This is a genomic window from Massilia paldalensis (assembly GCF_044901715.1).
Classification (GTDB): Bacteria; Pseudomonadota; Gammaproteobacteria; order Burkholderiales; family Burkholderiaceae_D; genus Telluria; species Telluria paldalensis.
Genome location: NZ_JBJCIU010000001.1, coordinates 847,444 through 861,914, shown reverse-complemented (window position 1 = coordinate 861,914; position 14,471 = coordinate 847,444). Strand labels below are relative to the sequence as shown.

The window sequence follows — 14,471 nt, the reverse complement described above, 5'->3', positions numbered from 1 at the left end:
ACTCACTCCCGGCGCTGCCGGAAATTGTCCCCGCGCAGGCGGGTCAGTTTTACATGCGTACCAGCACGGCGCCCCAGGTGAAACCGCCGCCCACGCCTTCCATCATGACGTTCTGGCCCGGCTTGATGCGGCCGTCGCGCACGGCGACGTCCAGCGCCAGCGGGATCGAGGCGGCCGAGGTGTTGCCGTGCTCGTCGACGGTCACGACCATCTTTTCCAGCGGCAAGCCGAGCTTTTTCGCCGTACCGCTCATGATGCGCAGGTTGGCCTGGTGCGGGATCAGCCAGTCGATCTCGGACGCCGGCATGCCAGCCGCGTCGAGCGCCTCGTTGGCCACTTTTTCCAGCACGGACACGGCCAGCTTGAACACGGCGGGGCCATCCATGTACAGGAATTTCTGGTTCGACAGCGCGGCGTGCGAAGGATTCGCCGGGCCGCACAGGATGTCGCCATGGCTGCCATCCGCATGCAGCTTGGTGGCCAGGACGCCCGGCTCCTGCGAGGCGGTCAGGACGATGGCGCCGGCGCCGTCGCCGAACAGCACGCAGGTGCTGCGGTCGCTGAAATCGAGGATGCGCGAGAACACTTCGGTGCCGATCACGAGCACGTTCTTCGCGTTGCCGGCCTTGATGAAGGCGTCGGCCGTCGACATGGCGTAGACGAAACCGCTGCAGACGGCGCCGATGTCGAAGGCGGCGCTGCCGTTACGCATGCCCAGCTTGTTCTGCACGATGCAGGCGGTGCTGGGGAAGCTGCCGAAGAAATCGGGGCTTGCCGTGGCGACGATCACCATGTCGATCTGTTCCGGCGCCAGGCTGGCCGCCTCGAGCGCCTTGCGGGCCGCGTTGACGGCCAGGTCGGAGGCGTTCTCGTCCGGCGCCGCATAGTGGCGCGCGGAGATGCCGCTGCGGGTCACGATCCACTCGTCCGAGGTCTCGATGCCCTTGGCGGCGAGCTCGGCCGCCAGATCGTGGTTCGTGACGCGCTTGGCGGGCAGGTAGCTGCCGGTGCCGATAATTTTGCTGTACAAAGTCATTGCTTAACCCTGCTTGATGGTTGAGCCTGGCGCTTCCGTGTCAGGTGTACTGGGGAGCATTTCCGCAATCAAATGCGACAGTTGCTCTTGCACATTATATTTCGCCGCATCGAAAGCGCGGCGGATCGCCCATTCGTACGCATACGCATTGGCGCCGCCATGGCTCTTGAAGACCAGGCCTTTCAGGCCCAGCAGGCCGGCGCCGTTATAGCTTTCCGGGTTGAGTTTCTTCAGCGATTTGCGGGCCAGCAGCGCGCCCAGCTTGGACATCGTCGTTTCCAGCAGCGTCGCCTTGAAGAAGCGCGACAGGCCCTCGATGGCCTTGAGCGTGACGTTGCCCACGAAGCCATCGCAGACGACCACGTCGACGGTGCCCTTGAAGATGTCGTTGCCTTCGACGTTGCCGTGGAAATTCAGTACGCCGCGCGCGTGGTCCGCGCGCAGCAGGTTGGCCGTCGCCTTGATGACTTCGGTGCCCTTGATTTCCTCGGTGCCCACGTTGAGCAGGCCGATGCTGGGACGGCGATGTTCCATCGCCTCGAACAGCACGGCGCCCATGATGGCGAACTGGTGCAGGTGGTGCGGCTCGCAGTCGACGTTCGCGCCCAGGTCGAGCATATAGGTCGGGCCGCCCTTCTGGTTCGGCAGGATCGAGCAGATGGCGGGACGGTCGACGTCGGCCATGGTCTTGAGCACGTAGCGCGAGATCGCCATCAGGGCGCCGGTATTGCCGGCCGAGACGCACACGTCGGCGCTGCCCTCCTTGACGAGTTCGATCGCCACGCGCATCGACGAATCCTTCTTGCGGCGCAGCGCCACTTCGACGGGATCGTCCATGGCCACCACGTCGGCGGCATGCTTGACGGACAGGCGCGGATTGTCGGCCGCGTGATGTTTCTTGAGTTCAGCACGGACCTGGTCTTCCAGGCCCACGAGGATCAGTTCGGCCTCGGGCTCGTGCTTGAGGAATGCCAGGGCTGCCGGAATGGTCACCGAAGGACCATGGTCGCCGCCCATGCAGTCGATGGAAATTTTAATTGTCATTTGTCGGAATGAACCGCGGACTCACGGTCGGCCGGCGGTAGCGTATCCGCGGCGCGCGGCATGCTGCCGGGCCGGGTAGGCGGAATGGAAAATGACGGTGCTCGCGGCGTCATGCGCGCCTGCGACACGGGAAATGCCAAATAAAAAGCGGCGCCACGCACTTGACATACGTTGCACCGCTTTCATGGAACAAAACGCAAGACGTCGATTACTCGTCGTTCTTGGTCTTGAGCACTTTGCGACCACGGTAGAAGCCGTTCGGGCTGATGTGGTGACGCAGGTGGGTTTCGCCGGTGGTCGGCTCGACTGCCAGGTTCGGGGCGGTCAGGAAATCGTGCGAACGGTGCATGCCGCGCTTCGACGGGGACTTCTTATTCTGTTGAACTGCCATGATGACTCCTAAACATAAGTTCTAAAATTCTAACACATTCGACTTGCAATGACATGCGCATCGAGTATCCCAGCGGCAATAACTTATTGCCGTTATTGCCGACATGTTGAACGCAGCCTTCATACTCGAGTTGCACGCGTTTGACACGTCGTTGATGCAGTGCAGGCGTTACGGCGCCTGCACGACAAATCTTGTACTGCTTATTCTGACTTGAGGCTCTTCAGTGCCGCGAACGGCGATACCTTCTCGGACTTGATGGAGTCCACCAGCGTGGTATCGGGGCACACCTCGTGTTTCGGTGCCTGCGGCAGCGCCAGCAGGGCTTCATCTTCCAGCAATTCGCGGATGTCCATGGCATGGGTGCCGACGATCACGTCGATGCTCTCGTCGTCGAGGATTTCCTCGATCTCGTCCGCTTCCTCGTCGTCCTTGCCGAGCACCAGCACGGTCGACGAATCGAGCTCGTAGCCGAACGGCTGCAGGCAGCGCTGGCATGCCAGCTGCACGGTCCCGGAGACGGACAGCGTCATCATCGGATATCCCTGGCGGGTCTGGCCGCCCTGGATGGACCAGGAAATCGTGCCGGACGCATCCGCGCAATCGGCTGCCAGGCGGGGCATTTCCGCGACCGGCGTGACGCCTTCACGATGGCCATTATTCCGGCAAAACTCGAAGGCGTCGATGACAAAAGCGCTCATTTGGAAAAACTTCCCCGGAAAACCTGCGATAATAACAGGCTTATCCCCGGGCAGTCAAAGAATCCGTGCTTTTTTCGGGCGACGCAGTTGCAGTCTGGTTGCAGCCTGGTCGCAGCCCCGCTACAGCGTCCGCCGACGGACATCGCTGCCGCTATCTATCTGTTTTGCTTATGAATATTGGACAGGCCGACATCATACCAAGTTCCGCGCAGCCTGGCACGCCTTTGCGCCTGATTCTTGCCTCCAGCTCGGCTTATCGGCGCGAATTGCTGGGCCGCCTGCGCCTTCCCTTCGAAGCGATCGCCCCGCACGTCGACGAGACCCCGCTGCCCGGCGAAGCACCGGAGGCGACGGCCCTGCGCCTGGCGCGCGACAAGGCGCAAGCCATCGCCCGCCTGCATCCCGGCGCGCTCGTGATCGGTTCGGACCAGGTCGCCACGCTGGACGGCGCGCAGATTGGCAAGCCGGGCGACCATGCGCGCGCCCTGGCGCAATTGCAGACCATGCGCGGCCGCCGCGTCGTGTTCCATACCGCCCTGTGCCTGTGGGACGGCCGCACGGACAGCTTCGAGCTCGACAACGTGCAAGTCTTCGTCGACTTCCGCGACCTGCCGGACGCCGAACTGGATGCCTACCTGCGCATCGAACAGCCCTACGACTGCGCCGGCAGCGCCAAGAACGAAGGCCTCGGCATCGCCCTGCTCGAACGCATCGACAGCAGCGACCCGACCGCCCTCACTGGCCTGCCCCTGATCGCCCTGACGGGCATGCTGCGCCGCGCCGGCGTGGCCTTTTTTGCTTGACCAATTTTTAGAATTTATGCCCGGTACCCCGATGTCAGGAACCCTTTATCTGATCCCGAACACGCTCGGCCCGACCGAAGCGGCCCCGCACGCCTTGTCGCACATCCTGCCCGAACAGGTGCAGGACATCGCCAGCAAGCTCGATTACTTCGTCGCGGAAAACGCCAAGACGGCGCGCGCCTTCCTGAAACTGGTCGGCATCGACCACCCGCTGGCCCGCCCGCTGCAGGAAATCCAGATCGCCGAACTGAACGTGAACACCCCGGCCCAGGCCCTGGCCGCCTTGCTGGCGCCGCTGCTGGAGGGCCGCGACGCGGGCCTGGTCTCGGAGGCGGGCGTGCCGGCCGTGGCCGACCCGGGCGCCGACCTGGTGCGCCTGGCCCACCAGCACGGCATCGCCGTCCGTCCCCTGGTGGGACCGTCGTCGCTGCTGCTGGCCGTCATGGCAAGCGGCCTGAACGGCCAGAGCTTCGCCTTCAACGGCTACCTGCCGACCGACGCCGCCCAGCGCAGCAAGCGGATCGTCCAGCTGGAGCAGCGCTCGCGCAGCGAAAAGCAGACGCAATTGCTGATCGAAACGCCCTACCGCAACGGCGCGATGCTGGAAGCCCTCGTCGCCACCTGCCAGCCCGGCACCCTGGTCTGCGTCGCGACGGACCTGTCGCTCCCGACCGAATCCGTGCGCACGCTGACGGCCGCCAAATGGAAAGCCCAACTCGCCAGCGGCAAGACCCCGGACTTCCACAAGAAACCGACCGTGTTCCTGTTCCTGGCCCAGTAATTCGGGGTCAGTAATTCGGGGTCAGAGCACTTTTTCGATCAATTGATCCGGACCACCTCCGCATAAGCCAGGCTGTCGGCTTCGACAAACATCAAACCGGGGTCAGAGCCGGGGTCAGAGCCCGGTTTTTGGAAAAAGACTGGGGGCAATTGCCAAGAAATGTGCTCTGACCCCGAATTTTGGTGCTGGCTGCGCTCGGACCTCGAATTGTCGGGAGTGGGTCAGCGGATCTCTTCGCCCAGCTGGCGCACCCAGCCGAAGGCGGCAAGTTCGATTTCGCGGATTTGCTTGGCGGACAGGCCCAGGCGGTCGAGGGCTTCCGCCAAGGCGATGTTGCATTGGGCGCCTTCGAGTTCCTCGGCAACGCCCAGCATGGCGCCGTAGTCGCCCTCGCGGTGCAGCAGCGCGGCGCGCACTTCGGGGGAGACGTCGACGCGCGCCAGGATCTCTTCCATCGGCAGCGAGAACAGCGCATCCATCAGCGACATGATGCCGACCGTGAACGCGGCATTGGCGCCGGCCGTGTCGCCCGGGCGCAGCGTCAGCGTCATCAGTTCGAGCAGGCGGCCGCGCGTCGTCGCCAGCTGCAGCAGCGGCGAATTCAGCTCGACGCTGCCGTCCGGGCCGCTATACAGCAGGATCTGGATCCAGCGCTGCAGCTGGCTGCGGCCGAGCTGCTCCAGCGCCTGCGAGACCGATTCGATGCGGCCGCCGCCACTGCCGCCCAGGTGGCTGTTCACGAGGCGCAGCAGGTTCAGGCTCAGCAGCGGGTCGCGCTTGACGGCTTCCTCGATCGCCGCGTTGTCGGCATTCGCATTGATCAGCTCGATCATGCGCAGCAGGACCATCTCGGAGGGGGTGATCTTCTTGCCCGACAGGATGGCCGGGCGAGCGAAATAATATCCCTGGAAATATTCGAAGCCGAGTTCCAGGCATAGCTGGAACTCTTCGACGGTCTCGACCTTTTCGGCAAGCAGCTTGCGGCCGGGGCTGCGCAGCGAGCGCGTCAGCGCCGCCAGCTCGTCATGGCTCACGCCCTGCAAGTCCACCTTGATCACGTCGACGAAGTCGATCAGCTTGCTAACCAGCTCGGAATGGCCTATAACGTCGTCGAGTGCGAACTTGAAACCAAGCTCTTTCAATTCCTTGACGCGCGCCAGCACGCCTTCGGTGGGACGCACCGTTTCGAGGATTTCGAGGATGACCTTATTAGGAGGCAAGAATCGAACGAAATCGCTCATCAACACCACTTCGTCCACATTGACGAACGCGACCTGCTCTCCGACCACCTGTTTCATGCCCAGCTGCGAGGCATGGGATATCACGGCGGCGGTGGCGGCGGCATAATCGGTCAGTTGCGCGTCCTCGTGTTCCGGGGCGGCGCGGAACAACAACTCGAACGCCACCAGCTTCTGGTCGCGTCCGAGTATCGGCTGACGTGCCAGAAAAAATTCATCGGACGGCATGGACGAAACTGCCGTTGCTACCGCATGCATGTAAAACTCCTGGGAATGACGTGGCACGCACCATGCGCGCCCGGCCCGGACTCGCCGGAACTCGGGCCTGACTATACTACAGACGGGCAGTCTTTACATTTCGACATCGTATCAAATCGTTTCAGCGCCCCCGCTCCGATACGCGGGGGGAACGATGCCAGAAATTCATAGTGAGTTCAGGGACGGCCGGGACCGTTGCGCTTGGCCGGGCGGCGCGGCGCATCGCCCGCCGCCGCTGGACGCGCTCCTGGGCGTGCCCCAGGGCGCGTAGCCGAAGGCGCACCGGAAGGCGCCGGACGGCCCTCGGACTCGCGCGCCTGGCCAGGGCGCGCCTGGCCGGTACGTCCCTGCGCCTTGCTCGCCTGCCCCGGACGCCCGTCTGCCGCGGGACGCTGGCCTGGCCGCCGCGGCGCCTCCGCCTTTGCCTCCTGCCCTTCCGCCGCGCGGCCGCGCGGGCCGTCGCCGAAGGCCTGGCCCGGCAGGCGCAGGCTGCCCTTGCCCGACAGCGGGCTGGCGCGGCGCGCATTGCCGACCGGCTGGCGGCCGCCGCTGCGCTCCGACGCCCCGGCCAGGCCCGGCATGGCGCCCGTGATCTGCGTGCCCGTCTCGATGCGGAAGGTGGCGCCCTTGTCCACGCCCAGCACCTTCACCAGGTAGGGCAGCGTCTCGCGCAGCGTCGCTTCCAGCGTATAGGGCGGGTTCAGGATGAACATGCCGCTGCTGTGCATGCCGGTGCCGTCCGGGCCCGGCGTGGACACGGTCAGCGTCACGTGCAGCCATTCCTTGGCCGGCAAGCGCTTCAGGCGGTCGGGGAACTGGCGCGATTCCATGCGCTGCAGCACCGGATACCAGACCGCGTACATGCCCGACGGGAAGCGGCCCAGCGCATCGTCCAGCGCATCGCGCACGTGCTTGTAGTCCAGCTTGACCTCGTACGGCGGGTCGACCAGCACCAGCGCGCGGCGCGACGGCGGCGGCAGCAGCGCCTTCAGGCTCTGGAAGCCGTCCGCGTATTCGACGATGACGCGCTTGCCGCGCGCACGCTCGCCCTGCTCGGCCTTGTGCGCCTCCAGCTTGCGGAAGTTGTCGGCCAGCAGGCGGATGTCGGCCGGGTGCAGCTCGAACAGGCGCAGGCGGTCCTGGGGGCGCGCGACCTGCTCGGCCACGTAGGGCGAGCCCGGATAGAAGCGCAGCTTCCCGCTGGGGTTCATCTTGCGCACCAGGTCGACGTACTCGGCCAGCGCCGGCGGCAGGTCGTCGCGCTCCCACAGGCGCGCGATGCCGCCCTCGGACTCGCCACTCTTGACGGCTTGGGCGCTGTCCAGCGCATACACGCCGACGCCGGAATGGGTGTCGATATAGGTGTAGGCGGCGTCCTTCTGGTTCATGTATTGGTGCAACTGAACCTGGATGAAGTGCTTCAGGACATCGGCGTGGTTACCCGCGTGGAAGGCGTGGCGGTAGCTGAACATAGGGATTCCAATCGTGATCGCATGCCGCCCCGGGGAAGAACGTGGGGCGGCGAAACCGCAATTATCCCATCAAGACAGGCCCTCCGACGAATTCCCCGGCAATAAAAAGCCGCAGCGGGCCGGAGCGCGCTGCGGCTGGCCGTCTCGCCACAGCCTGGAGGAACCTCAGGCCACTTTCTTTTCGTCGAAGAACTGCTCGTCCTCGGTGGAACCGTGCAGCGCCGTCGTCGAGCTCTGGCCCTGCTGGATCGCCTGGGTCACGGCATCGAAGTAGCCGGTACCCACTTCGCGCTGGTGCTTGACGGCCGTGAAGCCCTTGTCGGCGGCGGCAAATTCCGCTTCCTGCATCTCGACGAAGGCGGACATGCCGCTGCGCGCATAGCCATGGGCCAGGTTGAACATGCTGTAGTTCAGCGCGTGGAAGCCGGCCAGCGTGATGAACTGGAACTTGTAGCCCATCGCACCCAGCTCCTTCTGGAACTTGGCGATGGTGGCGTCGTCCAGGTTCTTCTTCCAGTTAAACGAGGGCGAGCAGTTATAGGCCAGCATCTTGCCCGGGAATTTGGCGTGGATCGCCTCGGCGAAACGCTTGGCGAAGGCCAGGTCCGGCTTGCCCGTCTCGCACCACACGAGGTCGGCATACGGCGCATATGCGAGGCCGCGCGAGATCGCCTGCTCGACGCCCGGCTTGACGCGGAAGAAGCCCTCCACGGTGCGCTCGCCCGTGCAGAACGGCTGGTCGTTGGGATCGACGTCCGAGGTCAACAGGTCGGCCGCCTCCGCATCGGTACGGGCGATCACCAGGGTCGGCGTGCCCATCACGTCGGCCGCCAGGCGCGCCGCCGTCAGCTTCTCGACGGCTTCGCGCGTCGGCACCAGCACCTTGCCGCCCATGTGGCCGCATTTCTTGACGGAGGCCAGCTGGTCCTCGAAGTGGACGCCGGCCGCACCCGCCTCGATCATGGACTTCATCAGCTCGTAGGCGTTCAGCACGCCGCCGAAGCCCGCTTCCGCGTCGGCCACGATCGGGGCGAAGTAGTCGATGTCGTCCTTGCCTTCCGACCACTGGATCTGGTCCGCGCGCTGGAAGGTATTGTTGATGCGCTTGACGACCATGGGCACGGAGTTGGCCGGATACAGCGACTGGTCCGGATACATTTCGCCGGCCAGGTTGGCGTCGCCCGCTACCTGCCAGCCCGACAGGTAGATGGCCTTCAGCCCTGCCTTCACCTGCTGCATGGCCTGGTTGCCCGTCAGCGCGCCCAGTGCATTCACATAAGGCTCGTTGTTGACCAGGTCCCACAATTTTTCGGCGCCGCGGCGCGCCAGCGTGTGTTCGATCTGGACCGAACCGCGCAGCCGCACGACGTCCTCGGCCTTGTAGTTGCGGACCACGCCCTGCCAGCGCGGCTCATTGTTCCATGCTTGCTGCAGGGCGGCGATTTGCTGTTCACGAGTTGCCATGGTGTTCTCCCGATGATGGTGGAAAGGGTGTGAGTAAAAAGCGGCTGTTGAGAACATCTTAGGCGTTTCGCGGCAGCGCACCACACTCTTATATAAGACAAAGGAGTATTTTTATACTTTTTAAAATCAACCACTTACTGCCATCATTCCATGATGCGGCATCAAGTTTCTTCAACCGGGAAAACAGTCAAGAGGACTCTGGAAGTGCTTTTCACATCTGCGAAGGGCTTTTCACGATATGAAAAAACGTGCCTTGCAGGCATGCTGCGTTGCGGCGATGGCCGAAGGAGTGGCAAGCGCATGTAACACGACTGTTACGAATGCTGTGTTAGCCATTTAACAGAAGCAGTGCAGCAAAGCCCCTTAGGCTGAGCACGCATGACTCATCCGTTTGAAATCCGGCCCGCTCGCAGGACGCGAGGGGCCGGACCCATCCGTTCAGGAGATTCCCATGAGCCATCCGCCCCATATGACGAGCAATGCGGGACTGAAAGCAGTACTGCTGGCCATGCTGATAACGGCCGGCACCGGTGCGCTGGCCGCAACCGATCAAGAAGCCACCGAAGGCGACACCATTGCGCCGGCCGCCGCCCGCGGCACGGCATTCACCGACGCGCTGGTGCCGGCGCCCGGCGAGCTCCTGCTCGCGCAGGCCGGCGCTGCCCCGGATGCCTGCACGGACGGGCCGTGCATCGAACCCGGTGCGACCGGCACGTCCGACATGGTCGCCGCCGCCGACACGCGCGCCGCGGCGACGCCCTCCCCGGCTGCCGCGCCGGTGCGCGCGGGCGTCGACGGCAAGCCGGCCGGCATCGGCTCCGTGCCGGAACCGCAGACCTATTCGCTGCTGTGCGGCGGCCTGGGCTTGCTCGGCATCGGCGCCAGGATGTCACGCCGCCGGCGCCAGTCCAAATGATGCGCGGTACGGCGCGGCCGCGTCCTCGCGTGTATTGATCTCGACCAGCACGCCGCCTGGAATCTCGCAAAAGAAACGCGAGCCGCGCACCGCCTTGACCAGCCCCGTCCTCATCCTCACCCCCGCTTCCTTGAATTCCTCGTGCAGGCGCGCGACGTCGCCCACGGTCGGCAGTTCGAAGCCGATGTGAAAATTGTGCGGCCAATCGACGGCGTGGCCCGTGGCATCCTCGATCACGATGTCGACGTCGTGGCGCTTGACGACGGCGCTGGTATCGAAGGGCGTGACGCTGCAGCCCAAGTGGCGTTCGAAGAAGCCCGCCGTCGCCGCGACGTCGAGGGAAGGAAAACTGATGTGGTTGAATTTCATCGTGTGATTGATGGAAGACATTGATTGCTCCGGTAGGGGATGGAGCATGTCACACGATGCAAGCGGATCGGAAACGCAAGCGCCCCGGACTCGCCCGCACGTGCGGCATGGTCCAATGGGCGTTGGTTGACGTAAACGCTTACGGCTGTCGAATCACAGCGGGATCGATCTTAAACAGATCATCTTGCCGATGCAAGAAAAAACGTCGCCCCTGCCTGCGCAGGGACGACGTCGACGGCATCACTTCATCAGGTCGACCAGGCCGGCTTCCTTCTCGAACACCAGCTGTCCACCCCGCACATCGATGCGGATCGTATCCTTGGGCCCGAAGTGGCCCGCCAGGATTTCCTTCGACAGCGGATTCTCGATCTGCTGCTGGATCGCGCGCTTGAGCGGACGCGCGCCGTACACCGGATCGAAGCCCGCTTCCGCGATCTTCTGCAGCGCGGCGTCGGACAGGGCCAGGTGCATCTCCATCTTCTCCAGGCGCTGCTCGAGGGCGCGCAACTGGATCTTGGCGATCGAGCCGATGTTCTTCTCGTCGAGCGCATGGAACACGACGATCTCGTCGATCCGGTTGATGAACTCGGGGCGGAAGTGGCCGCGCACCTCGGCCATCACGGCCAGTTTCACGACTTCCGGCTCGTCGCTGTCCATCGACTGGATCTTGTGCGAACCCAGGTTCGAGGTCATCACGATCACGGTGTTCTTGAAGTCCACCGTGCGGCCCTGGCCATCCGTCATGCGGCCATCGTCCAGCACCTGCAGCAGCACGTTGAACACGTCCGGGTGCGCCTTCTCGATCTCGTCGAGCAGGATCACGCTGTACGGCTTGCGGCGCACGGCTTCGGTCAGGTAGCCGCCCTCCTCGTAGCCGACATAGCCCGGCGGGGCGCCGATCAGGCGGGCCACGGAATGCTTCTCCATGAACTCGCTCATGTCGATCCGGATCATGGATTCCTCCGTATCGAACAGGAAGTTCGCCAGCGCCTTGCACAGCTCGGTCTTGCCCACGCCCGTCGGGCCCAGGAACATGAAGGAGCCGTACGGACGGTTCGGATCGGCCAGGCCGGCGCGCGAACGGCGGATCGCATCGGACACGGCGACGATAGCCTCGTCCTGGCCCACCACGCGTTCATGCAGCTTTTCCTCGATGTGCAGGAGCTTGTCGCGCTCGCCCTGCATCATGCGCGCCACCGGGATGCCGGTCGCCCGCGACACCACTTCCGCGATCTCCTCGGCGCCCACCTGGGTGCGCAGCAGGCGCGGCTTGTCGCTGGCCTCCTCGGCCGTGGCCGCCGCCTCCGCTTCCTTCAACTGCCGTTCCAGCTCCGGCAGGCGGCCGTACTGCAATTCCGAGACGAGCTGCCAGTTGCTCTGGCGCTTGGCTTCGTCCATCTGCAGGCGGATGCGCTCGATCTCTTCCTTGATGTGGGTGGTGCCCTGCACGCTCGCCTTCTCGGCCTTGAGGATTTCCTCGTAGTCGTTGTACTCGCGTTCCAGCCGCGCGATCTCCTCGTTGAGCAGTTCCAGGCGGCGCTGCGAGGCTTCGTCGGTTTCCTTCTTCACGGCTTCGCGCTCGATCTTCAGCTGGATCAGGCGGCGGTCCAGGCGGTCCATCACTTCCGGCTTGGAGTCGATCTCGATCTTGATCTTGGCCGCGGCCTCGTCGATCAGGTCGATCGCCTTGTCCGGCAGGAAGCGGTCCGTGATGTAGCGGTGCGACAGCTCGGCCGCGGCGATGATCGCCGGGTCGGTGATCTCCACCTTGTGGTGCAGCTCGTACTTTTCCTGCAGGCCGCGCAGGATGGCGATGGTCGCCTCCACGCTCGGCTCGTCGACGAGGATCTTCTGGAAGCGGCGCTCCAGCGCGGCATCCTTCTCCACGTACTTGCGGTACTCGTCCAGGGTGGTCGCGCCGACGCAGTGCAGCTCGCCGCGCGCCAGCGCCGGCTTGAGCATATTGCCCGCGTCCATCGCGCCTTCGGCCTTGCCGGCGCCGACCATCGTGTGGATCTCGTCGATGAAGACGATGGTCTGGCCTTCGTCCTGCGCCAGTTCCTTCAGCACGGATTTCAGGCGTTCCTCGAACTCGCCGCGGAACTTGGCGCCCGCCAGCAGGGCCGCCATGTCGAGCGACAGCACGCGCTTGCCCTTCAGGGAATCCGGCACCTCGTTGTTGACGATGCGCTGGGCCAGGCCTTCGACGATGGCCGTCTTGCCCACGCCCGGTTCGCCGATCAGCACGGGATTGTTCTTGCTGCGACGCTGCAGCACCTGGATCGCGCGGCGGATCTCGTCGTCGCGGCCGATCACGGGGTCGAGCTTGCCCTGGCGGGCACGTTCCGTCAGGTCGAGCGTGTATTTCTTCAGTGCCTCGCGCTGGCCTTCGGCATCCGGCGAGCTGACGGATTCGCCGCCGCGCACGGCCGAGATGGCCGATTCCAGCGCCTTCCGGGTGAGGCCGTGCTCGCGTGCCAGGCGGCCCGCGTCGGACTTGTCCTCGGTCAGCGCAAGCAGCACCATCTCGCTGGACAGGAACTGGTCGCCGCGCTTCTGCGACTCGCGGTCGGCCAGGTTCAGCAGGGAGACGAGTTCGCGTCCCACCTGCACGTCGCCGCCGTTGCCCGAGACTTTCGGCAAGCGTTCGATCGCGCCCTTCAAGGCGTTCTGCAGGCCACCGACATTGACGCCGGCCCGCTGCAGCAGCGAGCGGGCGCTCCCGTCGTCCTGGCTCAGCAAGGCGCTGAGCAGGTGGACGGGTTCGATGTACTGGTTTTCATTGCCGACGGCCAGGCTCTGGGCGTCCGAGAGCGCTTCCTGGAGCTTGGTCGTCAATTTGTCTTGCCGCATGTGTTTGCCCCTAGCTTGTTAGGTTGGTATTCAGGATGGAACCAATCTAAGGATGACGTATCGGCTTTTCAAGATACGAAATTGCCATGAGCAAAGTGTTGCCGCCGGTTCGCATACAGGTCGCATCCCCATGAACGCACACCATCATACGCGCCGATGGCGGCGCACGAACGCGCCGTTTGGACAGGTCACCCGGGCAAACCGGGCACTAGGAACGGCCTGATCCGGACGGTCAGGCCATGGCGTGTTGCCGTGCCCGCCGGCTCAAGCCTGGGGCGCAAGCGGCGCCCGGCCGGCAATGGCAGCCAGGTCGCGCACGTTCTTCTGGACGGCCACGATGGCGAACAGCGTCAAGACGAAGGCCATGCCGTAGAACCCTTTTTCGCTGGGCAGCAAGGCCGCATTCCACAGGCCTACGGCCAGCAGCAGGACGGACGCCGCCAGCGATATCCAGCACAGGTTCAGGTACATGCCCGTGACGGCCTGGCCCTCGGCGCGGTCGCGCAAGGTCTTCTGCAGCGACACGGCGGCAAAGCAGCCATACAGCAGGATCGTCAGGTAATAGCCCTTCTCGTTGAGCTGCATCTGGGCATTCCACAGGCCGATCAGGAAGGCGGCCATGCCGGCGATCATGGAGGCCCAGGACGCGCCGACGAAGGCGGCGCTGGGACGGGTGGCAGTGTGCTGGTTCATGCGGTTCTCCGGTCAAAGAAAATTAGACTTTGCCAGATTGCAATAGCCGCACCTTGCGCGCAAGCGAAGGACGCGCCGGTATCAGGCCATGGCACGCCAGGTAGCGAATCCCGCGATGCAGAATGCGATCGAGCCGATCAGGTGCAGGCCGGAATGGGCCAGCGCCCAGCCGTACTCGCCGCGCTGGAGCAGCACCATCGCCTCGCCGGAAAAGCTGGAAAAGGTGGTCAGGCCGCCCAGGAAGCCCGTGACGGCGAACAGGCGCCAGGCCGGGTTCAGCGCCGCGTGGTCGCCGAAGAAGCCGAGCGCGAGGCCGATCAGGTAGCCGCCGGCGAGATTGACGGTCAGCGTGCCGAGCTGGATATAAGGGTGCAGCTGGGCGAACAGTACGGACAGCGCCCAGCGCAGCCAGGCGCCCAGGGCGGCGCCCACGCCCACCACGAGCCAGGCCAGGG

14 protein-coding genes are annotated in these 14,471 nt (G+C 64.5%); 3 read left to right on the top strand and 11 right to left on the bottom strand.

The genetic code is table 11. From position 1 onward, the window contains the following. Positions 1 to 49 precede the first annotated feature (49 nt). From ACI1V7_RS03935 to ACI1V7_RS03920, 4 genes are all read right to left on the bottom strand, one after another. Positions 50 to 1,036 carry a beta-ketoacyl-ACP synthase III gene (locus ACI1V7_RS03935; protein ID WP_404530443.1) on the bottom strand — a complete coding sequence of 329 codons (987 nt, stop codon included), beginning with the start codon at positions 1,034 to 1,036 and terminating at the stop codon, positions 50 to 52. Between the two features lie 3 nt (positions 1,037 to 1,039). Continuing rightward, on the bottom strand, positions 1,040 to 2,080 hold the full coding sequence (plsX, locus tag ACI1V7_RS03930) for a phosphate acyltransferase PlsX (RefSeq protein ID WP_404530442.1): 1,041 nt from the start codon (positions 2,078 to 2,080) through the stop codon (positions 1,040 to 1,042). A 208-nt stretch (positions 2,081 to 2,288) separates the two neighbouring features. After that, a complete protein-coding gene (gene rpmF, locus ACI1V7_RS03925; protein WP_005666806.1) occupies positions 2,289 to 2,471 on the bottom strand; it encodes a 50S ribosomal protein L32 in 183 nt (60 codons plus the stop codon). 200 nt (positions 2,472 to 2,671) lie between these two features. Further along, on the bottom strand, positions 2,672 to 3,169 hold the full coding sequence (locus tag ACI1V7_RS03920; RefSeq protein ID WP_404530441.1) for a YceD family protein: 498 nt from the start codon (positions 3,167 to 3,169) through the stop codon (positions 2,672 to 2,674). 170 nt (positions 3,170 to 3,339) lie between these two features. Here ACI1V7_RS03920 and ACI1V7_RS03915 point away from each other — a divergent pair, with 170 nt between their 5' ends. Together ACI1V7_RS03915 and ACI1V7_RS03910 are read left to right on the top strand one after the other, a co-directional pair. Then, on the top strand, positions 3,340 to 3,972 hold the full coding sequence (locus ACI1V7_RS03915; RefSeq protein ID WP_404530440.1) for a Maf-like protein: 633 nt from the start codon (positions 3,340 to 3,342) through the stop codon (positions 3,970 to 3,972). A 31-nt stretch (positions 3,973 to 4,003) separates the two neighbouring features. After that, positions 4,004 to 4,753 carry an SAM-dependent methyltransferase gene (locus tag ACI1V7_RS03910; protein ID WP_404530439.1) on the top strand — a complete coding sequence of 250 codons (750 nt, stop codon included), beginning with the start codon at positions 4,004 to 4,006 and terminating at the stop codon, positions 4,751 to 4,753. Positions 4,754 to 4,974: 221 nt separating this feature from the next. Here the strand turns inward: ACI1V7_RS03910 and ACI1V7_RS03905 are convergent, their stop codons facing one another. From ACI1V7_RS03905 to aceA, 3 genes are all read right to left on the bottom strand, one after another. Then, a complete protein-coding gene (locus ACI1V7_RS03905) occupies positions 4,975 to 6,249 on the bottom strand; it encodes an EAL and HDOD domain-containing protein (RefSeq protein ID WP_404530438.1) in 1,275 nt (424 codons plus the stop codon). A 176-nt stretch (positions 6,250 to 6,425) separates the two neighbouring features. Beyond that, entirely contained in the window at positions 6,426 to 7,721 is a 1,296-nt protein-coding gene (locus ACI1V7_RS03900) for a 23S rRNA (adenine(2030)-N(6))-methyltransferase RlmJ (RefSeq protein ID WP_404530437.1), read from the bottom strand. 165 nt (positions 7,722 to 7,886) lie between these two features. Next, on the bottom strand, positions 7,887 to 9,185 hold the full coding sequence (gene aceA, locus ACI1V7_RS03895; RefSeq protein ID WP_404530436.1) for an isocitrate lyase: 1,299 nt from the start codon (positions 9,183 to 9,185) through the stop codon (positions 7,887 to 7,889). A 451-nt stretch (positions 9,186 to 9,636) separates the two neighbouring features. Between aceA and ACI1V7_RS03890 the strand changes: the two genes are divergently transcribed. Continuing rightward, positions 9,637 to 10,101 carry a PEP-CTERM sorting domain-containing protein gene (locus ACI1V7_RS03890; protein WP_404530435.1) on the top strand — a complete coding sequence of 155 codons (465 nt, stop codon included), beginning with the start codon at positions 9,637 to 9,639 and terminating at the stop codon, positions 10,099 to 10,101. Here ACI1V7_RS03890 and ACI1V7_RS03885 read toward each other — a convergent pair. From ACI1V7_RS03885 to crcB, 4 genes are all read right to left on the bottom strand, one after another. Next, positions 10,075 to 10,491 carry a VOC family protein gene (locus tag ACI1V7_RS03885; protein ID WP_404530434.1) on the bottom strand — a complete coding sequence of 139 codons (417 nt, stop codon included), beginning with the start codon at positions 10,489 to 10,491 and terminating at the stop codon, positions 10,075 to 10,077. The two genes, ACI1V7_RS03890 and ACI1V7_RS03885, sit on opposite strands and share 27 nt — an antisense overlap. 219 nt (positions 10,492 to 10,710) lie before the next feature. Continuing rightward, positions 10,711 to 13,323 (bottom strand): ATP-dependent chaperone ClpB, encoded by a 2,613-nt coding sequence (gene clpB / locus ACI1V7_RS03880; protein ID WP_404530433.1) that lies wholly within the window; start codon positions 13,321 to 13,323, stop codon positions 10,711 to 10,713. 264 nt (positions 13,324 to 13,587) lie between these two features. After that, a complete protein-coding gene (gene yiaA / locus ACI1V7_RS03875; protein WP_404530432.1) occupies positions 13,588 to 14,016 on the bottom strand; it encodes an inner membrane protein YiaA in 429 nt (142 codons plus the stop codon). A gap of 81 nt (positions 14,017 to 14,097) precedes the next feature. Next, on the bottom strand, positions 14,098 to 14,469 hold the full coding sequence (gene crcB, locus ACI1V7_RS03870; RefSeq protein ID WP_404531534.1) for a fluoride efflux transporter CrcB: 372 nt from the start codon (positions 14,467 to 14,469) through the stop codon (positions 14,098 to 14,100). Positions 14,470 to 14,471: the final 2 nt, after the last annotated feature.